17 protein-coding genes are annotated in these 20635 nt (G+C 54.4%); 10 read left to right on the top strand and 7 right to left on the bottom strand.

Going from position 1 to position 20635, the window contains the following annotated elements; genetic code table 11:
* The first annotated feature begins 9 nt into the window (after window positions 1-9).
* Window positions 10-1215, top strand: coding sequence for an argininosuccinate synthase (locus RHH81_RS01380; RefSeq protein WP_206200748.1), 1206 nt, complete (start codon window positions 10-12; stop codon window positions 1213-1215).
* Here RHH81_RS01380 and RHH81_RS01375 read toward each other — a convergent pair.
* The gene (locus RHH81_RS01375; RefSeq protein WP_302677089.1) at window positions 1212-1484 is read right to left on the bottom strand and encodes a YciI family protein; all 273 of its coding nucleotides are present in this window, start codon (window positions 1482-1484) and stop codon (window positions 1212-1214) included. The two genes, RHH81_RS01380 and RHH81_RS01375, sit on opposite strands and share 4 nt — an antisense overlap.
* Window positions 1485-1576: 92 nt before the next feature.
* Between RHH81_RS01375 and RHH81_RS01370 the strand changes: the two genes are divergently transcribed.
* Together RHH81_RS01370 and RHH81_RS01365 are read left to right on the top strand one after the other, a co-directional pair.
* Window positions 1577-2884, top strand: a complete 1308-nt coding sequence (locus RHH81_RS01370; RefSeq protein ID WP_206200746.1) for a pentapeptide repeat-containing protein — start codon at window positions 1577-1579, stop codon at window positions 2882-2884.
* The gene (locus tag RHH81_RS01365) at window positions 2884-4164 is read left to right on the top strand and encodes a CCA tRNA nucleotidyltransferase (RefSeq protein WP_310743267.1); all 1281 of its coding nucleotides are present in this window, start codon (window positions 2884-2886) and stop codon (window positions 4162-4164) included. The genes RHH81_RS01370 and RHH81_RS01365 overlap by 1 nt, the downstream gene beginning before the upstream one ends.
* On the opposite strand, the gene RHH81_RS01360 is transcribed toward RHH81_RS01365, so the two are convergent.
* The 5 genes from RHH81_RS01360 to RHH81_RS01340 all read right to left on the bottom strand — a co-directional run bounded on the left by RHH81_RS01360 (window position 4161) and on the right by RHH81_RS01340 (window position 11311).
* Window positions 4161-5207, bottom strand: coding sequence for an extracellular solute-binding protein (locus tag RHH81_RS01360; protein WP_286625878.1), 1047 nt, complete (start codon window positions 5205-5207; stop codon window positions 4161-4163). The two genes, RHH81_RS01365 and RHH81_RS01360, sit on opposite strands and share 4 nt — an antisense overlap.
* Entirely contained in the window at window positions 5207-6796 is a 1590-nt protein-coding gene (locus RHH81_RS01355; protein ID WP_310453157.1) for a glucose-6-phosphate isomerase, read from the bottom strand. Before RHH81_RS01355 ends, RHH81_RS01360 begins: the two co-directional genes overlap by 1 nt.
* 84 nt (window positions 6797-6880) lie before the next feature.
* Complete coding sequence (locus tag RHH81_RS01350; RefSeq protein WP_310743266.1) at window positions 6881-7702, bottom strand: alpha/beta hydrolase; 822 nt, start codon at window positions 7700-7702, stop codon at window positions 6881-6883.
* The gene (gene ndhD1, locus RHH81_RS01345) at window positions 7699-9282 is read right to left on the bottom strand and encodes a photosynthetic/respiratory NAD(P)H-quinone oxidoreductase subunit D1 (protein WP_206200741.1); all 1584 of its coding nucleotides are present in this window, start codon (window positions 9280-9282) and stop codon (window positions 7699-7701) included. The genes RHH81_RS01350 and ndhD1 overlap by 4 nt, the downstream gene beginning before the upstream one ends.
* Window positions 9283-9331: 49 nt before the next feature.
* Window positions 9332-11311, bottom strand: a complete 1980-nt coding sequence (locus RHH81_RS01340) for an NAD(P)H-quinone oxidoreductase subunit 5 (RefSeq protein ID WP_310743265.1) — start codon at window positions 11309-11311, stop codon at window positions 9332-9334.
* Window positions 11312-11583: 272 nt separating this feature from the next.
* On the opposite strand from RHH81_RS01340, the gene RHH81_RS01335 reads away from it, so the two are divergent.
* From RHH81_RS01335 to RHH81_RS01310, 6 genes are all read left to right on the top strand, one after another.
* The gene (locus RHH81_RS01335) at window positions 11584-12285 is read left to right on the top strand and encodes a lipid-binding SYLF domain-containing protein (RefSeq protein WP_310743264.1); all 702 of its coding nucleotides are present in this window, start codon (window positions 11584-11586) and stop codon (window positions 12283-12285) included.
* A gap of 61 nt (window positions 12286-12346) precedes the next feature.
* Entirely contained in the window at window positions 12347-12694 is a 348-nt protein-coding gene (locus RHH81_RS01330) for a YbaB/EbfC family nucleoid-associated protein (protein WP_206200739.1), read from the top strand.
* A gap of 18 nt (window positions 12695-12712) precedes the next feature.
* A complete protein-coding gene (locus RHH81_RS01325) occupies window positions 12713-13342 on the top strand; it encodes a response regulator transcription factor (RefSeq protein ID WP_302677081.1) in 630 nt (209 codons plus the stop codon).
* Window positions 13343-13411: 69 nt separating this feature from the next.
* Complete coding sequence (locus RHH81_RS01320; RefSeq protein ID WP_206200737.1) at window positions 13412-16039, top strand: FHA domain-containing protein; 2628 nt, start codon at window positions 13412-13414, stop codon at window positions 16037-16039.
* Between the two features lie 11 nt (window positions 16040-16050).
* Window positions 16051-17058, top strand: coding sequence for a WD40 repeat domain-containing protein (locus RHH81_RS01315; RefSeq protein ID WP_225901612.1), 1008 nt, complete (start codon window positions 16051-16053; stop codon window positions 17056-17058).
* 49 nt (window positions 17059-17107) lie between these two features.
* Entirely contained in the window at window positions 17108-17626 is a 519-nt protein-coding gene (locus tag RHH81_RS01310; RefSeq protein WP_206200736.1) for a DUF4330 domain-containing protein, read from the top strand.
* Here the strand turns inward: RHH81_RS01310 and RHH81_RS01305 are convergent.
* Entirely contained in the window at window positions 17613-18011 is a 399-nt protein-coding gene (locus RHH81_RS01305; RefSeq protein ID WP_302678649.1) for a RidA family protein, read from the bottom strand. The two genes, RHH81_RS01310 and RHH81_RS01305, sit on opposite strands and share 14 nt — an antisense overlap.
* Before the next feature lie 414 nt (window positions 18012-18425).
* On the opposite strand from RHH81_RS01305, the gene psaA reads away from it, so the two are divergent.
* Window positions 18426-20633, top strand: a complete 2208-nt coding sequence (psaA, locus tag RHH81_RS01300; RefSeq protein WP_399364942.1) for a photosystem I core protein PsaA — start codon at window positions 18426-18428, stop codon at window positions 20631-20633.
* Window positions 20634-20635 lie beyond the last annotated feature (2 nt).

Here is a 20635-nt window from a genome sequence, read left to right as displayed (position 1 = left end):
GAAAGAATCATGGGGCGTGCAGAAAAAGTCATTTTGGCCTATTCGGGGGGAGTGGATACCTCCGTGTGTATTCCCTATCTCAAGCACGAGTGGGGCGTGAAGGAAGTCATTACCCTCGCCGCTGATTTAGGACAGGGGGATGAACTGGAACCCATTCGCCAAAAAGCCCTTGATGCTGGTGCCAGTGCCTCGCTGGTGGTCGATGCCAAAGCTGAGTTCATCCGCAACTATGCCTTTCCCGCTCTTCAGGCCAACGCTCTCTACGAAAATCGCTATCCCCTCTCGACGGCCCTTGCTCGCCCTCTGATTGCCAAGCTCTTGGTGGATGCGGCTGCTGAGTATGGTGCCGATGCCGTTGCCCACGGCTGTACAGGGAAAGGCAATGATCAAGTGCGCTTTGATGTGGCGATCGCCGCCCTGAATCCCAACCTCAAGGTCCTGGCACCCGCTCGCGAATGGGGCATGAGCCGCGAAGAAACCATTGCCTATGGCGAACGCTTTGGCATTCCTGCGCCTGTGAAAAAATCTTCCCCCTACAGCATTGACCGCAATCTTTTGGGACGCAGTATTGAAGCCGGCCCCCTTGAGGATCCGTGGATTGAACCCCTTGAGGAAATCTATTTGATGACCCAAGCCATTGAAAATACCCCCAACTCCCCGGAGTATGTGGATATTGGCTTTGAGGCCGGAATTCCCGTTAGCCTCGATGGCCGCTCCCTCGATCCCGTAACGCTGGTGAGTGAACTCAATGAGCGGGTGGGGCGCCACGGCTTTGGTCGCATTGACATGATTGAAAATCGCCTTGTCGGCATTAAATCCCGCGAAATTTACGAAGCCCCTGCCCTCTTGGTGCTTATTGACGCCCACCGCGATTTGGAAAGCTTGACCTTAACCGCCGATGTGACGCAGTACAAACGGGGGATTGAAGAGACCTACAGCCGTTTGGTCTATAACGGTCTTTGGTATAGCCCCCTCAAGGAAGCCTTGGATGCTTTTATTCAACAGACCCAGAAGCGGGTGACGGGTACCGTGCGCGTCAAGCTCTTTAAGGGAACCGCACGGGTGGTGGGGCGACGCTCTCCCTATTCCCTCTATACGCCCGATTTGGCTACCTATGGCGCCGAGGATCAATTTAATCACAAGGCCGCCGAGGGCTTTATCTACGTGTGGGGGCTACCCACCCGTGTCTGGGCGGAGAAACTGCGCCAAGGCTAATCGGGGGCTTCGACGATACACCACTCGTGGAGTTCGTAGTGGACACACTGGTGTTGGACGAGGGGATCACGGGCAACAATTTCTTCAGCGGCTTGCCGGGAATCCGCCTGAAACAACAACATGCCACCCCCGCGCTCAGCCCAGTATCCCGTGCGGGCTTGATGCCCTGCGGCAATGAGGGCGCGCACATAGGCACGGTGGGCAGGAACGTGGCGATCAAAGGTGGCTTTGTCCACAATACCGCGTTCAATTTTGACAAACCATGGCATCGCTGACTGGCTCCTCTGGATGGGAATCAAGACCTAGAATAGCTATAGCAGTGGGCTTGAAAAACTCTGTGGTGCCCTGCTAGTGAGCGGCTATGAGCAAAGCAATTACCCTTGAAACCTTGTTAAGCGAATTTGCCCGTGGGGTGCGGAATTTCCGGGGTGTGAATTTGGCGGGCAGTGTGTTCCCTCTGGTGCAACTGAGCCATGTGGATCTAGCGGGGGCGGATCTTCAGGGCATCAACTGGAGTGGAGCGGATTTGATCAAGGCCAACTTGGCCAATGCCAATCTGCGGGGGGCAAATCTGATTGGTGCAGATCTGAGTGGTGCTAATCTGACCGATGCCAACTTGCAGGAAGCCATGCTCAGTGGCGCCATCCTAGTGGGTGCCTACCTCTCACGCGCCAATTTACAGCAGGCGGTGCTCAGTGGGGCCATCCTCAAGGGGGCGGTGCTCCACGACAGTAATCTGAAGGATACAAATGTGGTGGGGGCAGATCTGTCAGAGGCGGATCTGACCGGGGCGATCGCCCGCCGCCAAGACTTAGAGGAAGCCAAGCTCTCAGGAACTATCCTGCCCAATGGCGAAGTGGTCTTTGAGGCTGGGGAAATGGAAGAGGTTCCGTTGCCCGCCCCAACGCCAATGGCTAAGCCAATGGCCACTGCGAACGAAACCACCGTGATTGAGTGGACGAATGAGCAGGTGATTCAAATGCTGATCCTGCAACAACACCCCCTGCCCAGTACCTACCAAAGTGCTGATTTGAAGGTGGTTAGCCTCGGCAATCACTGCTATCAATTGCGCACGGTCACGGAAACGGTGGTGGCGGTGGTAGAAGGTGAGAGTGTGGCCAATGAAAAAGTAACCCTTTTTGCCGAGGCGCCCTTTGCCGATGTGGTGGCCAGTGTCCTCCAAGCCCATTCCTTCTTGCCCACACAATACGTCAGTGAACCCGTACCGGCGTGGCACTACGAACAGGTCGCCATTCCGTCGGGACAGGTGGTGCGTTGGGGAACGGCACGGCAACTTTGGAAAACTTGGTGGTTACTGCTCAAGTCCACTGCCACACCTCAGGAGCCACAGCAATTGCAACTGTTGGTGGGCAAGGAGTGGCAGCCCATTTGCGATATTGCCTTTTCACCGTCGGCGGGCGGTGGTCTGATAATCAAAACGGCGATGGGCGATCGCCACTTTTCTGGGGATGCCTCGCTGATTTGGCTAGAAAGTGTCCCGTCTGGATTGCCCACCACCTCTGCCCCAGCAGTCCCGCCTTGGAACGGCTTACTCAAATTTGAAAATAACTGCCTCACCATTGAAACCGCCGCAGGGCTCGTCTGTGTGCAGGGGGAAAACTTGAGGGTCACCCTTGGGGGGCAAGCGATCGCTCTCAACCAGCTCTAATGGTCGCCCTTCAACCCTTTGATTTTAGTCGCTGGCCGATCGCGGTCAGTGATTTACCGGCCGATACCTACCTCGTGGGGGGAGCGGTGCGGGATGCGCTCCTAGGCCGGATCAATTCGTGCCCCGACTTGGATTTTATTGTGCCGAGGGATGCGATTGCCCTGACCCAAAAACTGGCGGATAAGTACAAGGCTGGTTTAGTGGTTTTGGATCGGCAGCGGCAGATTGCCCGCTTAGTCTTTGCTAATACAACGGTGGATATTGCCCAGCGGCACGGAGAAACCCTCTTGACCGATTTGAGCGATCGCGATTTTCGCCTCAATGCCATTGCCTACGACATTCACCACCACCACATTGTCGATCCCCTCGGTGGCCTTTTGGATTTGCAACGCCGCCAAATTCACTATGTCGCACCAGAAAATCTCGCTGCTGATCCCCTGCGACTCCTACGCGCCTATCGCCAAGCCGCCCAACTGCAATTTACGATTACGCCCGAAACGCGGCAGGTGATCCAAACCCTTGCCCCCCAACTGCGACGAGTCGCCCCAGAACGGGTGCGGGTGGAACTCAGTTATTTTCTCAGTGCCCTTGAGAGTGCCCCCTATCTCACCCTTGCTTTTCGCGATGGCGTGTTGGCGGTGTGGCTGCCGTCGGTCACCGAGGAGCGGATTACCCACTACCATGCCCTTGAATCCACCCTAGGGAATTTTCCCTTCCCAGCCCTTTGGCCGGCGCTAACGACATCTATTGCCGCAACAACTGCCCCCGGCGAACCCCAACGGCGAACCCTAGTGGCTTTGGCCAAGCTCACCTGCCTCGTGAATGCCAGCGATCGCCAAGCGGCCGAGGAACTAACTGCCCTCACCTACACCACCGATGAAATCCGCATTGTCCAAGTCCTGTGCCGATTGCTCAACCACTGGCTAGTCCCCCTCGAACACCCCCTGAACCGCGAGCAAGCCTTCTATCTATTCCGCGCGGCGGGTAGCTATTTTCCAGCCTTTGTTGCCCTTGCCCTGAGCCGGGGCATCCCCAAAGCGCATCTAGTGCCCTTGGTCAAAGGGTGGTTAGACCCCAAGGATGCCATTGCCCATCCCCCCCAATTGGTGCGGGGTGCCGATCTGGTAGAAGTGTTTCAGGTCTCGCCGGGGCCGCGTGTGGGTGAATTGTTGCGAGCTGTGGAAGCGGCCCAAGCGCGGGGAGAAATTCGCGATCGCCCCCAAGCCCTCGCCTATGTGGCAGAAATCCTAGGTGGTTCAAGGCAACCGCGGCACACTTAGGAGAGGGGCAAAAACATTTCCTGCCAAAGGGTGTCATAGCGTTTTTGGGCAGCCACATCGAGGGGGAGCAGGAGTTCACTCTTGGCAAAGGCGGTGGGAGTCGCTAGGGGAATATAGCGATGCAAGAGAGTGCGTCTTAAATCGCTCACCAGCGGCGAGGGAGCATCACTAAACTGGCTGAGTTGCTCAGCAACTTCCGGTTGCCACCAGTAGTTCAACCAAGCCAAGGCTGCCGCATCGGGGTTTTGGCCACAGACCCACAAATCCACCCACAGCGCTGTCCCACTGGCGGGAAACACGGCGGCATAGGTCTGCGGATCTCGCTTCAGCAGCGGCAGTACATCCGTTGACCAACCCACTGCTAATTGTGTACTGCCCAGCATCAGTGGCTGCAGGTAGGCGTCAGAACTAAAAAAACGACATCCTTGGCGGAGACGCTGCAAGCGTTGCCGTAATTCGGGGTGGGTGGGTGGGGCATTGTAGGATAGCCCTAGGGATTTCAGCGTCAACCCAATCACTTCCCGCGGCTGATTTAACAGGCTATAGTGGCCTTGAACGCTTGGATGCCATAGGACATCCCAATCTGTGGGTTCCCAGCCCAAATCGGCAAAGAACTGGCGGCGATAAATGAGGACTGTTGCCCCCCAGCGATAGGGCAGACCCCAGAGAGCATCGTCTTTGCCAATGAGTTGCAGTAATGGCTGCCACGGTTCAGCCCAGTCCCACCGGTTTTGAATCAGTGGTTTGGGAATAGGGGCAATCTGTCGCTGCGCCACGGCCTGAGCTATCCAAGCATCCCCGAGACTGAGGACGGCTGACCCGAGGATTCCCGCTGCAAAGGTGTTGGCTAACTCTTGGGGGGTTTCCCGCAGCCGCAGCTGAAGTCCCACGCCGGCCTGTTGACGAAAGCGCTGAATCAATTGGGGGGGTAAGGATTTTCGCAGTAAATAGACGGTGAGTCCTGTATTGGCAGTGGCTTGACAACCACTGAGGGCGATCGCCCCCAAGGCAAACAACCCCTGACAAAATTGCCGCCGCTGCATTAGCGTTGCCACCGAAACTGCAATTGACTTGGCTGCCCTGGATCCCCCAGTTGCTCGATGCCGCGATCGTTGGCCACAAGGTGCCGTAGGATCAGGTAAATCCGCTCCAGTTGATCCGGCGCATTCACAGCGTCGGCGATCGCCTGCAAGTCTAGGGGTTCATCACTTTGTTCTAAGACTTTAACAATCTGCCGTTGCAACGCCAAGTTGGCCGCCGCTGCTTTTTTCCCCGCTTCCACCCCCGGCTGATGGTAGGCATTGATATTCACCAAGAAGCCATAAAGACCCACCGCTCGTTCATAGAGGGCAATCAAGGCACCCACGGTTTTCGGGGTCACGTCCGGAATCGTCACCGTCAGGGAGGGGCGATTCTTTTCATAGAGAGCTTGGCGGGTGCCGAGGAGTAGGCCACTGAGGTAATCCCCCGCAGTAATCCCCGGCTCCACGTCAATGGCGGGTTCTTGGCCATCCCGCAGCACCTCAATAAACGTGACAAAGAAGTTAGGTAGGCCATCCCGCAACTGCTGCACATAGGCATGCTGATCCGTGGTTCCCTTGTTGCCATAGACCGCAATCCCTTGGTGGACAATGTTGCCGTCGAGGTCTTTTTCCTTGCCGAGGGACTCCATTACCAACTGCTGCAAGTAGCGGCTAAACAGGAGCAGACTATCTTTGTAGGGCAGGACAACCATATCTTTTTCACCCCGACCATTGCCCGCATGGTGCCAAGCCAAGGCGAGTAGGGCAGCGGGATTTTGGCGAATCTTCGGCACGCGGGTTGCCTGATCCATCAATTTTGCTCCCGCGAGGAGGGCATCAATGTCAATCCCTTGCAGGGCAGCGGGCAATAGACCCACCGTTGACAGTTCCGAGGTGCGCCCCCCCACCCAGTCAAACATCGGGAAAATGGCCAGCCAACCGTTGGACTCCGCCACTTGGGCAAGGCCACTGCCCGGCAGGGTGACGGCGACGGCGTGATCGGCAAAGGCAAGGCCGGCACGTTGGAAGCGGGCTTGGGCTTCTAGCATGCCATTGCGGGTTTCCGGTGTCCCCCCCGATTTGGAAATGACAATCACCAATGTCGTCCGCAGGCGATCGCCTAGTTCCGCAAAAACCCGCTCAAACCCGGCAGGGTCGGTGTTGTCCAAAAAGTGAATGTTCAGGGGCGGATTCACAGGGGCAAGGGCAGCCGCCGCAAACTGCGGACCTAGGGCAGACCCCCCAATGCCAATGGAGAGAATCTCGGTAAAGCGACCCCCTTGGGGTGGAGCAATGGCGCCACTGTGGACTTGCTGGCTAAACTGCTTCACTTGGGCAATGGCATCGCGAATTTCGGCACGCAGTTCTGGAGTTGGTGCCAAATCGGCATCCCGCAGCCAGTAGTGCCCCACCATGCGGCCCTCATCGGGGTTGGAGATCGCCCCTGCTTCCAATTCCTTCATTTGCTGAAAGGCGCGCTCAAAAGCTGGCTCTAGGCGACGTACCACTTCTAGGGTCAGCCCCATACGACTGACATCCACATAGAACTCTAACTCAGGGTGGTAGTACAACCAGTCTTGGTAATGCTGCCAAAGAGCCAAAGCATCCATAAGAAAATCTTTTCGCGCTACGATCTCAGCGTACCTCAACAACTGTCCCTTACTGGGAACATCAGCTTTCCCTTAATAAACACCCTAGGCAGATTGTGCCTTCAGAAAAGCAGCAAATTCCTCTAACGCTATCCGCAGGCGATCGCCCGCCACCTCAACAAAATCATTGTGATCGGCACCCTCGACCCAGAGGGAAAATTTTGGCTCACGGGCAATGGCAAAAAGGTATTGGCCATGACGAAAGGGCACGATGCTATCGGCAGTACCGTGGAGAATCAACAGCGGCACCTTGACTTGCGGCAGTTTATCTCGGTTGATAAAGCGATCAAAGGGAAATAACGGGAAAGGTACCACCACCCGAAAGATTGAAGTAAAGGTACTTTCTAAGACCAACCCCGCAATTGCAACCTGTGTTGCCAGTTCCGTCGCCACCCCACCGCCAAGGGAACGGCCATAGAGAATCACCCGCTCTGGGGGGACTCGCAGTTCCTCTGTGAGATAGGTATAGGCTGCCAAAGCATCTACGTAGGCATGACGCTCACTAGGGCGACCCGAACTCAAGCCGTAGCCACGATAGTCGTAGGCGAGGACGGAAAACCCCCACTGCCGCAGCGTCTGTAGAAAGGGTTCCACCATGCCGAGGTCTTCCCCATTGCCGTGACTAAACAGCAGCGTAAAGTGAGCGTCTGGGTTGGCAACATACCGCACCGCAAGGCGATCGCCCTGCCCCACTGGAATCAGCCGGATCTCCTCAGAAAGGGAGTAGGTAGGACGGGGTGGATGGAAGATCAGGGCATCGGCGCCAAAGTAGAGATAGACCGCAATGATCAGATAAATCAGGAGTGCCGATCGCCCCAAGCGCAGCCAGCTCCACTCCCCCAGTACCCAATCTTGTAGCCAACTCATTTAGTCTTTGAGTTCAGGCTCGGTGCCACCAGTGTCCCTAAGGGTTGATCCACCTGCTGAGCCAGTGTCGGTACCACTTCCCGCGCTCGCGCAATCACCTGCCCCGTGGTGGCATCGTAAATTTGCGTCAATAGCTTGGGATAGAGGCCAATGCCAATAATTGGTACCAAAAGACAGGCAATGATAAACACCTCGCGGGGTTCAGCATCCACAAGGGCTTCATGCTCCACCAGTTCCTTGTTTTCAGGGCCGTAGAAAATTTCCCGCAGCATCGACAGCAGGTAAATCGGTGTCAAGATCACCCCCACTGCCGCCAAAAAGACCACAATCACGCGGAAGGGCAACGAATAGGCATCACTAGTGGCAAAGCCAATAAAGACCATGAGTTCAGCCACAAAGCCACTCATCCCCGGCAGGGCAAGGGAGGCCAAGGAGCAGGCCGTAAACATGGCAAAGATCTTCTTCATTTTCTGGCCAACACCGCCCATTTCCTCAAGGATCAGCGTGTGGGTACGGTCATAGGTGGCACCCACCAAAAAGAAGAGACTCGCCCCAATCAAGCCGTGGGAGACCATTTGTAGCATTGCCCCACTCATGCCCAAATTGGTAAACGAGGCAATCCCAATCAGCACAAAGCCCATGTGGGAAATCGAGGAGTAGGCAATTTTGCGCTTGAGATTGCGCTGCGCGTAGGAAGTCAGCGCCGCATAGATGATGTTGACCACCCCCAAAATCACCAAAACGGGGGCAAACTTGGCATGGGCTGCCGGCAGCATATCGACATTCATGCGAATCAGGGCATAGCCGCCCATCTTCAGGAGAATCCCCGCCAGCAGCATGTGCACCGGCGCTGTTGCTTCACCGTGGGCATCCGGCAACCACGTGTGCAGGGGGACAATCGGCAGCTTGACGCCGTAGGCCACCAAAAAGCCGGCATAAACCAGCAGTTGAAACCCAATGGCATAGTCCTTGGCCGCCAAGGTCTGCATATCAAAGCTAATCGTGTCGCCATAGAAGGCCATGGCCAAACCCGCCACCAAAATAAAGAGGGAGCTACCAGCCGTGTAGAGAATGAACTTTGTTGCCGCGTATTGACGCTTGTGCCCCCCCCAAATGGCCAGTAGCAGGTACACCGGAATCAGCTCCAGTTCCCACGCAAGGAAAAAGACCAGCATATCCTGCACGGCAAAAACGGCAATCTGGCCACCATACATCGCCAGCATTAAGAAATAAAACAGTCGCGGCTTCAGGGTCACTGGCCAAGCCGCCAAAATCGCCAGCGTGGTAATAAAGCCCGTGAGTAAAATCAGCGGCATCGAGAGGCCATCTGCCCCCACTGACCAGCGCAGGCCAATTTCGGGAATCCAGTCATAGCTTTCCCACAGTTGCATGCCGGGGGTGTTCAGGTCATAGAAATTCGTGAAGGCATAGACAATCAAGGCAAAGTCAATCAACCCCACCGTCAGGGCATACCAGCGGATTGGGCGTCCTTTGCCTGTGGCATCTGGAATGAAGGGAATCGCCAAGGAAGCCACAATTGGGAACAGGATAATCGTTGTCAGCCAAGGAAACGTACTCATGGCAGTCGTGTTTACTCCTCCAGCAGTTGGGAAAGAACCATGACCGGGGTTAGGCTTGCACCGAGAAGATGACAAATCCCAACACCGCCAGCAGCACAATGAGGGCGTAGAATTGGGCACGGCCATTTTGGAAGTATTTCAGTCCTTCACCGGTGACCATCGTGACAAAGCCCGTGAGGTTGACCACGCCATCCACCACGTTGTAATCCACTTCCAAGACCTGACGCGCCAAGCGACGACAGCCTTTAATGAAGACCGCTTCATAGAGTTCATCGAAATACCACTTATGCAGTGAGAACTGGTACAGCGGTTGAATGGCTTTGGCGATCGCCTGCGGACTGGGAGTGCCCTTGAGATACATCAGGGAGGCCAAGGTAATGCCAAGCAGGCCAATGCCCACAGAGCTACCGCCAAGGATGAGAAACTCTGTCAAATCCACCGCGTGCTCCGCCACCATCTCCTCACCGGGAGCATGGATAAAGGCCTCAAAGAGATTGTTGAAGGGGGTACCCACAAAACCAATCAACGTCGAGGGAATCGCTAGCACCACCAAGGGTAGGGTCATTGTCCAAGGAGATTCATGGGGTTCAGCAGCGTGCTGATCGTGGTGGGCATTGTGATCATAGTGCTCCTGTAACTCTGGGGGCACATTACGGAACTTGCCCTCAAAGGTCATGAAGTACATGCGGAACATGTAAAAGGCGGTTAAGCCCGCCGTGAGCCACGTCAGCAGCCACATTGCCGGGTTGGCATGAAAAACCGCGCCTAAAATTTCATCCTTTGACCAAAAGCCAGCAAAGGGAGGCACGCCAGAAATGGCCAAGCACCCCACTAGAAATGTTGCCCCCGTAATCGGCATGTACTTGCGCAGACCCCCCATGTAGCGCATATCTTGAGCCAAGTCTGGGTTATGGCCAACCACCCCTTCCATGCTGTGGATGACTGACCCCGATCCAAGAAAGAGCATCGCTTTGAAGTAGGCATGGGTCATCAGGTGAAAAAGGCCAGCACTGTAGGCACCTACGCCCATCCCCATGACCATATAGCCCAGTTGGGAAATGGTTGAATAGGCCAAGCTCTTTTTGATGTCGTTTTGGGTGATGGCAATGGTTGCCCCCATAAAGGCCGTAAAGGCCCCCGTCCAAGCAATGATCGTCATCACTTGGGGCAATTGCTCAAACACAGGGAACATCCGCGCAATCAGGAAGACCCCGGCTGCCACCATGGTTGCCGCGTGAATCAGAGCAGAAATGGGGGTCGGACCTTCCATCGCATCCGGCAGCCACACATGCAGGGGCAACTGGGCAGATTTGGCCACAGGACCGAGAAAGACCAAGATGGCAAGAATGGCGGCAAGACTAGGGGAAAGTAGGCCGGTATTGACCAGTTCCGTCAGGCGATCGCCCATGCCACCAAAGTCAAAGGTACCCGTCGCCCAAAATAGCCCCACCATGCCCAACAAAAGGCCAAAATCACCGACACGGTTGGTAACAAATGCCTTCTGTGCTGCTTCCGCCGCGCTTTTGCGGTCATACCAGAAGCCAATCAGCAGGTAGGAGCACATCCCCACCAATTCCCAAAAGATATAGACCTGCACCAAGTTGGGACTGACCACCAACCCCAGCATCGAGGAGCCAAACAGGCTGAGATAGGCAAAAAAGCGAACATAGCCCGCATCATGAGCCATGTAGCCATCGCTGTAGAGCATGACTAAAAAGGCCACCGTTGTGACGATGACCAACATCAATGCCGCTAAGGGGTCAATCACGTATCCCATGGCAATGTGGAGATTGCCCGCCGCTGCCCATTCAATCATTTGCGTATAGGGGGCGTGGCCTTGGACTTGACTCCAGAAAAGGATCAGAGAATGCACCATGGCGATCGCCATCAACGCCATGATGAAAATGGCACTGGGTCGCCGCAGTTTCGAGGTGGTCTCTGAAAAGGCAATCAAGCCAAAGCCAACAATCAGCGCTCCCAAGAGGGGTAAAACGGGAATCAGCCAAGCGTATTGATACAGGGGTTCCATGCGTGCCACCTAACTTTCCATGAGAGCTGCCTGCTTGGGAAAACGAACTAGGTATGAATCACTAGTGCAGGCAAAACCCTTTACATTCTGCCACATCCGTTTTAACAACAGATGCCGGAAATCGGTTGCAGAAAATCAAAAAACAGGTTTTCTTCAGGTTTGTTACTACCAACCAAGGCATGACAGGTCAGGGAACAGGCAGGTAAGGTTGGCTCGTCTAACAATACATTGACGCACAAATAAGAGGAATTGCGATGGAATTGAGTTTTCTTATGGCACGATTTCACCGAGCCGGCGCTGCAATTGTAGGGGCGATCGCCCTGATTTTCATCCCCCATACCACCCTTGCCCAAAATGCCCCTGATTCTCGCATGGTGCAACGGGTCGAGAATGCCACATTTGTCCTTGGCGAGTTTACATTTAACAACAACAACCGCATTCCACCGAGGATTGTCCAGCGCGCTCAAGGAATTGCCATTATTCCCAATGTCGTTCAAGCGGGCTTTCTCTTTGGGGGCCGCCGTGGCGCCGGTATTCTGCTTGTGCGCAATGAAAATAATGAATGGAGTAAGCCCGCCTTTATCACAATGACCGGCGGGAGCTTTGGCCTGCAAATTGGTGCCCAATCCACGGATGTGGTGCTGGCCTTCATGGATAAATCCGTCGTCATGCGCAGCTTGGCGCAGTCCTTTCGTCTAGGGGGCAATGTCTCCGTTGCGGCAGGCCCTGTGGGTGGCGAAGTCGTCAGTCCTACAGATCCGAGTCCCCAAGTCTTTTCCTACACACGCAGTGCGGGTCTGTTTGCCGGCGTTGCCCTTGAGGGCGCCAATATTAGTTTTGATCGTAGTGCCAGTACCCGCTTCTATGGCCGACCTAACCTGACGCCAATGCAAATTTTTGAGAACTCGCCCCCCCTCCCTTCCCCTCCCGTCCTCAATGGTCTCTACAATGCCCTTGCCCGTGCAGCGCGCTAATCCCTTCTCAAGACAGTGATAAGATAGCAGTCAATAGTCCGCACTGTATAGAAGGAACACTATGGCACAGGGACAGGGTTTTGGCTTCGGTCTTGGCAAAATGAAGGAGCTGGCCGCAGCCATCCAGAAAGCACAACAAGTTCAAGAAGGCGCCAAGAAGCTGCAAGAAGACCTCGAAAAAATGGACATTGAGGGTCAAGCAGCGGGGGGTGCCGTCAAAGTGATTATGAGTGGTACCCAAGAACCCCGCCGCGTCGAAATCAGCCCAGATCTCCTGAGTGAAGGGGCTGAAGTGCTCTCTGATTTGGTGACCGCCGCCATGCGCGATGCCTACCAAAAATCCACCGCTACCATGCGGGAACGGATGGAAGAGTTAACAGGTGGCTTGAACGTTCCGGGTCTCGGTTAATGCACTTCCCCGCCCACCATGGCACCCAAGCTGCGGCTCCTGATTGTGGAAGATGATCCAATGATGCAACTGGGGCTAGGACAAGCCCTAGGAGAGCAGTTTGCTGTGGTGGGTTATGCCGAAGATGGCTATGGCGCCATTGATATGACACGGCAGTTGCAGCCGCAAGTGGTCATTATGGACATTGGCCTACCAAGGCTAGACGGGATTGCCGCCACCCAACGGCTGAAGCGAGAATTTCCTGACATTCATGTGGTGATGCTTACCTCCCACCAATCGGCTCTTGAAGCTGTTGCTGCCCTTTCTAGTGGTGCCGATGCCTACTGTATCAAGGGAGAAACCGTTGAGCGATTACTGATGGCGATCGCTGCTGCCCAAGAGGGAGCCACCTACCTTGATCCCCAGATTGCCCGCCATGTGATCCAGCACCTGCATCCGCCCCAACCGACAATGGACTATCACCTGTCGCAGCGGGAACTGGATGTCCTGAAGCTGATGGTGGAAGGCTATAGTAACCCTGAAATTGCCAGTAAGCTGTTTCTCAGTCCAAATACTATCAAGACCCATGTGCGGGGTATTTTGAACAAGTTGGCGGTGGATGACCGTGTGCAGGCGGCGGTTGTTGCACTTCGTAACGGTTTAGTCTAGGCCTTCCCCAAGACTCAAGGGCACTTGTTATCGTGAAGGGGAACCGTCGGTGTGTTGAGCCTGTGTCCCATGGCATCCCATAGCAATGAGGCAACGGTTTTAGCCTCGGATCAAGAATCATCCCCCTTTCTGCAAATTAGTACGCCCGCTTCCGTCGAGGAGTTTCCACTCTTGCAACCCACGGTACGGGTAGGGCGATCGCCCCACAACGAAATTGTGATTTCCTATCCGACCATTTCGCGGCATCACTTTGAAATTGTTAAGACGGACACTGGCTATCGCATCCGTGACTTGGACAGTAAGCTCGGTCTGGTCTATGGCGATCGCCCCATCAAGGAAAAAGACCTCAAGGACGAGGATACCTTCTACATCGGTGTCAACGTCAAGATCACCTTCCGTGAAAGCCAAGCTCAGTTTCTGCAAAAAGCCATTAGCTTTCAGGGCAAGACGGTTCTGCGGATTGGTCGGGGTGACGACAATGACATTCAAATTGATCACCCCCAAGTCTCCCGCCACCATGCCAAGATTGAACGTCAAGGCACCTCCATTGTCATTACAGACCTCAATTCCTCCAACGGTGTCTTTTGCAATGGCAAGCGCCTCACCAAACCCCATGCCCTACGAATTGGCGACAAAATTCGCATCGGCCCCTATCTCCTGCAAATCAATGTTGACGAAACGATCACCGTTGATAATGAAACGGGCAGTATTCGCCTTGATGCCTTTGGCCTAGAGAAAGTCGTCAAAGGGAATAAAAAGCTCCTCCACGATGTCTCCCTATCCATTTTGCCCCGTGAATTTGTGGTCATTGCTGGCGTCAGTGGGTGTGGCAAATCGACCCTATTGCGGGCGTTGACGGGATTTAACCCCGCCTCCAGTGGCACGGTTCTGGTGAATGGCAACGATCTCTACCACAACTTTGATGCCTACCGCTCTCAGTTTGCCTATGTGCCTCAGGAAGACATCGTCCACAAGGAACTCACCGTTGAGGAAGCCCTCGACTTTGCCGCCCAATTGCGGATGCCAGCTGATATTACACCTACTGAACGCCACAGCCGCGTGGAAGAGGTGATGCAGATTTTGGGGCTGAGCCAACGGCGGGATGTGCCAATCAAAAATCTCAGTGGCGGCCAACTGAAGCGGGTCTCCATAGGTGTTGAGTTAATTACCAAACCCAGTTTGTTCTTTCTCGATGAGGCCACTTCGGGTCTGGATCCGGGTACCGAGGCAGATGTCATGACCCTATTGCGGCGCTTAGCCAATGGTGGCTGTACTGTTGTCCTGATTACTCACGTCACAGAAAATATCAAGCTATGTAATTTGGTCTTGTTTCTCGCCGCTGGCGGTCGCATTGCCTATTTTGGCCTCCCCAATGAAGCTCCTGACTACTTTGGTGTCAAGTCCTTTAATGACATTTATCCCTTGGTTGAGCGCGAGCGCAGCCCTGAAGAATGGCAGCAGTTATATTTGCAGTCGAAACAGTACAAAACCTATGTTCTCGATCGCCAGAAGGCAGTAGTCTGCCACCTCGATCAGGGACGCACGCCAGATGCCCAAGGGAAACGTGCCAGCAAAATTCCCCAGTACCACCCTGTCTCAGGCTTACGGCAGTACCTGATCCTGTTGCAGCGGGAAGCAGCCGTTTTAATGCGCGATCGCGTCAGCTTAATTTTGAATTTCTCGATCCCTTTCTTTATTGGTTTACTGGACTTGATAGTTTGGGATCGCCACCTGTTTGATATTCGCAAGGGGGATGCCGCCTCAGCGATTACGATGCTCTTTGCCACAGCCTTGGTGGCGGTGATGGTGGGTAATTTAACTACGATGCGCGAAATCGCCAAAGAGCGAGAGATTTACCGCCGCGAACACCTCGTAGGACTGAAAATTGGTGCCTATGTCTTTTCTAAGACAACGGTGGCGCTATTGCTGTCACTTTATCAGGCCTCGGCCTTTCTCCTATTCAAAAACATTGCCATTGATTTTCCCGGCGATAGCCTCACTCAAGTGCAGTTATGGCTGACGATGTTCTTGGCCTCCTTCAGTGGCATGATGATGGGGCTGTTGGTGTCGGCACTGTCACCCAATACAGCGATCGCCCCCCTGTTGTTAATTCTCTTTATTATTCCCCAAGTCACATTTGGGGGCGGGATTATTGCCCCCTCCCAGATGAATCCGATTGGCCAAGTCATGAATGTCTTTACCTTAACCAAGTGGCCCTTTGAAGCCTTTGTCACAATTACAAAAGTGGGCAAGGATGTCGCTTTGGATCCCTGCTGGACGAAACCCAATGAAACCCATCCCCCCGAAAGCTGTCGTTGCACGGGTGCCCAACTCTTTAAGACCTGCTACTTCCCGGGGGTTCGTGGCTACTACACCCCAGCCCTTGATGAGGCCGAACCGCAAAAGCCCACGGAACCAGCAACGCCAACCACCCCAGCCGCCTTTGCCACCTTCCAAGAGGAGATGACCAACTACAAGGATGATCTGCAGATTTGGCAGGAACGGTATTCTAACTGGATGCTGAAGCGGGAAAAAGCCATTGGCCAAGCGGAAGGCATTATTGACCGGCTCTACGGCATTTATGGTGAGATCTTTGACGTGAATGTGGCGGGGCACTGGCTGATCATCAGCTTGTTTATTGTCCTCATGTTTGCCATGATTGTCGGCATTCAGATCTATTTCGACACCCTCCACTAGGGGCGTGACTGGTGAATTCTCTGATCCCACTAGGACAAACCCAACTTCAAGAGTACGTCACCGCCTTGGCGTGGGGCGATCGCCATCTGTTGGCCGCTTCCGCCGCAGGAGAGGTCTATCACATTGATCCAGAGGTGGGTGAGCAACTCATCTTGCAAACGGCGACCGATCAAAGCTTAACGATCCTCGCGGTGGCCAGCGATCGCCAGTGGTGGGCAGCGGCGGGAGAGCAGGGACGGGTACTCATGGGTTCCTTAGCTCACCCTGAGAATCTTCAGGTGCTCCACTACGGTTCCCACTGGATTGATCAACTGGCTTGGCATCCCACATTGCCTTGGGTTGCTTTTAGTCTTGGTCATTACGTCCAGATTTGGGATGCGGCTCAAGCCGATGTCATTGCCACCCTTGATTTTGCGGCCTCGTCAGTGCTCGCTTTGGCTTGGCAACCTACGGGTGATGCTTTGGCCGTTGCCGGTTATGGCGGTGTGCGGGTGTGGTCGGCTAAAGATTGGGATGCCGATCCCCAAGAATTAGGGTTTATGTCTGCGACAGTGGGCGTAGCTTGGTCCGCCACAGGGGAATATTTCGCGGCCAGCAACATGGATCACACCCTTTTTGTCTGGCGTTGGGGCGATCAGTATCCGTGGCACATGCAGGGCTTTCCCGGTAAAGTGCGGCATCTTCACTGGTTGGAAACCGCCAACCAAGCCCCCCAGCTCCTGAGCAGTTCCCAAGAGGGGATTATCCTCTGGCGCCTCAGCGAGGATGCAAGCGGCTGGCAACCCCAAGTGCTGGATCTGCACCGTGGCACTGTGCGCGCCCTCTCTATTCATCCCCAAGGTCAAGGCTTCGTGTCCAGTGGCGATGAGGGATGGCTGTGTTATTGGCAGCAAACTCAACCGCAGGAGTTACTGCAAGGTGCCCAAGAATACTTCACAACTCTTGCTTGGCACCCCAAGGGATCGTATTTAGCCGCCGGGGGCACCCAAGGGGAACTCTGGGTTTGGCAAGCCGGTTAGGGAGAACCCGTGTGGTAGGATGTTGCTGCGGGTTTAAGCTAGAGTGCCGATGAAACTCATTGATCGCTATGGCCGTCTTTTTGGCAAACTGAGTCTTCTAGACCTTGGGGCAGGGCTTGTTCTCCTGTGCGTTTTGGCGGGCTTGTTCCTCCTGCCGGGGCGATCGGGCACCTCGTTGGCACAAATGACCGCTGCCCAACCTATTGAAGTAGATGTTCTCGTTCTGGGTCTGAGTACTCCCACTCCCCAAGACCTAATTCCCAAGAGCAGTACCGCCAACTTTATTATTCGCAACCAGCCCTACGGCCAAATTACTGTGAAAAATGTCCAGGTTCTGCCGCGCACAGTTACTGTTTCCCAGCCCGATGGGTCGGTTAAAGCGCTGCCAGATCCCCGCCCAGAGATGGCCTACAGTAGCAACTTGCTCCTGACCCTCGAAGGCCGAGGCCAAATCACGAACAATGGCCCGGTGCTAGGGAATATGGCCATCAAAGTGGGAACGCCCGTAGAATTAGAGGGCAAAGAGTATAATTTCCGTGCCTCGGTGATTGCCGTTAGGCCGTTGTAGGACAGTAGGCAATGCAGTCAATTTCGACCTTGGCTCCCTTCGGCAGGCGCGATACTTCCACACAGGCACGGGCAGGCGCTGTCTCAGCATCCATGTACTGAGCATAGATTTCATTCATGGCGGCGAAGTCATTGAGGTCTGCAAGATACACGGTTGTTTTCACCACCTGTGACCAATCGCTACCGGCGGCCTTGAGGACAGCACTGAGATTATCCATCACTTGGCGGGTTTGCTCCTTGACATCTTCGCCACCAACAATCTCACCCGTTTTTGGATCAAGGGCAATTTGCCCTGCGAGAAAGACCCATTCCCCTTGCCGCACGGCTTGGCTATAGGGGCCGACCGGCCTAGGCGCATCAGTGGTACAAATAATCACTTTTGTCATAAAACTTAAAACAATTTACATGTCGGGGGCGATCGCCCCAAAAGCCGATTCTACAGGGAATTGAGCCACGGCCACCTGTATTAAATCAATGGATATGATAGCGCATATATTATGCATTTATACCCCCACAATCATGTCAAGAATTCAAGCATCTTAAATAATGTTAATTATCGGCAAAGTCTGTACTCCCCTTCTATAATGCTGAATTGAGCATTCGCCTCCTGAACGGGCTTTATCGTTCCATTCTGGGTCTTTAGATTCACGATTCTTCACAATCATTGATCTAAAGATCTTTCTATATTGCCGAGGTGAATGCCCTCGTTCCTTCCTTGCCTAAGAGAGAGGAGAGACTCGATGACCATCAGTCCACCGGAGCGAGAGCCAAAGGTCAGAGTCGTGGTTGACAATGACCCGGTGCCCACATCGTTTGAAAAATGGGCAAAACCCGGGCATTTTGACCGCACCTTGGCCAGAGGACCCCAAACCACCACATGGATTTGGAACCTCCACGCTCTTGCCCACGATTTTGATACACACACGAGCGACCTTGAAGATATTTCCCGCAAGATCTTCAGTGCACACTTCGGCCATCTGGCTGTGGTGTTCATCTGGCTGAGTGGGATGTACTTCCACGGTGCAAAATTCTCAAACTATGAGGCTTGGCTGGCCGATCCCACCGGTATCAAGCCCAGTGCTCAAGTGGTCTGGCCCATTGTGGGTCAAGGCATTCTCAATGGTGATGTCGGCGGTGGTTTCCACGGCATCCAAATCACCTCGGGGCTATTCCAACTGTGGCGTGCCTCTGGGATCACCAATGAGTTCCAGCTTTACTGCACCGCAATCGGTGGCTTGGTCATGGCTGGCTTAATGCTCTTTGCAGGCTGGTTCCACTATCACAAGCGCGCTCCTAAGCTGGAATGGTTCCAAAACGTGGAATCCATGCTCAACCACCACCTCGCCGGCTTGCTTGGCTTGGGGTCTTTGGCTTGGGCAGGTCACCAGATCCACGTCTCGCTACCCATCAACAAACTCTTGGATGCAGGGGTTGCTGCTAAGGATATTCCCTTGCCCCACGAGTTTATCCTTAACCCCAGCTTGATGGCCGACCTATATCCCAAAGTGGATTGGGGTTTTTTGAGTGGCGTCATTCCCTTCTTCACCCTTAATTGGGCTGCCTACTCGGATTTCCTGACCTTTAACGGCGGCTTGAACCCTGTTACTGGTGGCCTGTGGCTGTCGGATACGGCTCACCATCACGTGGCGATCGCTGTCCTTTTCATCATTGCCGGTCACATGTACCGCACCAATTGGGGGATTGGCCACAGCCTCAAAGAGATTCTTGAAGCCCACAAAGGCCCCTTCACCGGTGCCGGCCACAAAGGTCTGTACGAAGTGCTGACCACCTCTTGGCATGCCCAACTGGCGATCAACCTAGCCATGATGGGTTCGCTGAGCATTATTGTGGCGCAGCACATGTATGCAATGCCCCCCTATCCTTACTTGGCCACCGACTATCCAACCCAACTGTCGCTGTTTACCCACCACATGTGGATTGGCGGCTTCCTGATTGTGGGTGGTGCTGCCCACGGTGCCATCTTCATGGTGCGTGATTACGATCCGGCCATGAATCAAAACAACGTTCTGGATCGGGTACTGCGCCATCGCGATGCCATCATTTCCCACCTCAACTGGGTGTGCATCTTCTTGGGCTTCCACAGCTTTGGTCTGTACGTCCACAACGACACGATGCGTGCCTTTGGTCGTCCCCAAGATATGTTCTCCGACACTGGCATTCAGCTTCAGCCTGTCTTTGCCCAATGGGTACAACACCTACACACCCTAGCCCCCGGTGGTACGGCTCCCAATGCAGCAGCGACCGCTAGTGTTGCCTTTGGTGGTGATGTGGTTGCTGTCGGTGGCAAAGTCGCCATGATGCCCATTGTTCTGGGAACGGCCGATTTCATGGTGCACCATATTCACGCTTTCACCATCCACGTGACAGTGCTGATTCTGCTGAAGGGCGTCCTCTTTGCCCGCAGCTCTCGCCTCATTCCCGATAAAGCCAACTTGGGCTTCCGCTTCCCCTGCGATGGTCCCGGTCGTGGCGGTACCTGCCAAGTCTCCGGTTGGGATCACGTCTTCTTGGGTCTGTTCTGGATGTACAACTGCATCTCTGTTGTGATTTTCCACTTCAGTTGGAAGATGCAGTCGGATGTCTGGGGTACTGTTGCTCCCGATGGCACGGTATCTCACATCACGGGCGGTAACTTTGCCCAAAGTGCCATCACCATCAATGGCTGGCTACGGGACTTCCTGTGGGCACAAGCTTCTCAGGTGATTGGCTCCTATGGTTCAGCCCTATCCGCCTATGGTTTGTTGTTCTTGGGTGCTCACTTCATTTGGGCCTTCAGCCTCATGTTCCTCTTCAGTGGTCGTGGCTACTGGCAAGAGCTGATTGAGTCCATTGTTTGGGCCCACAACAAGCTGAAAGTTGCACCGGCCATTCAGCCCCGTGCCCTGAGCATTATTCAAGGCCGTGCCGTCGGTGTAGCCCATTACCTCCTAGGGGGGATTGCCACTACTTGGGCATTCTTCCTAGCTCGGATTATTTCTGTAGGATAGGG

Source organism: Thermosynechococcus sp. PKX95, from assembly GCF_031583295.1.
GTDB lineage: Bacteria > Cyanobacteriota > Cyanobacteriia > Thermosynechococcales > Thermosynechococcaceae > Thermosynechococcus.
The sequence above is the reverse complement of the archived record's forward strand: the minus strand, read 5'-3'. Positions and strand labels throughout refer to the sequence as shown.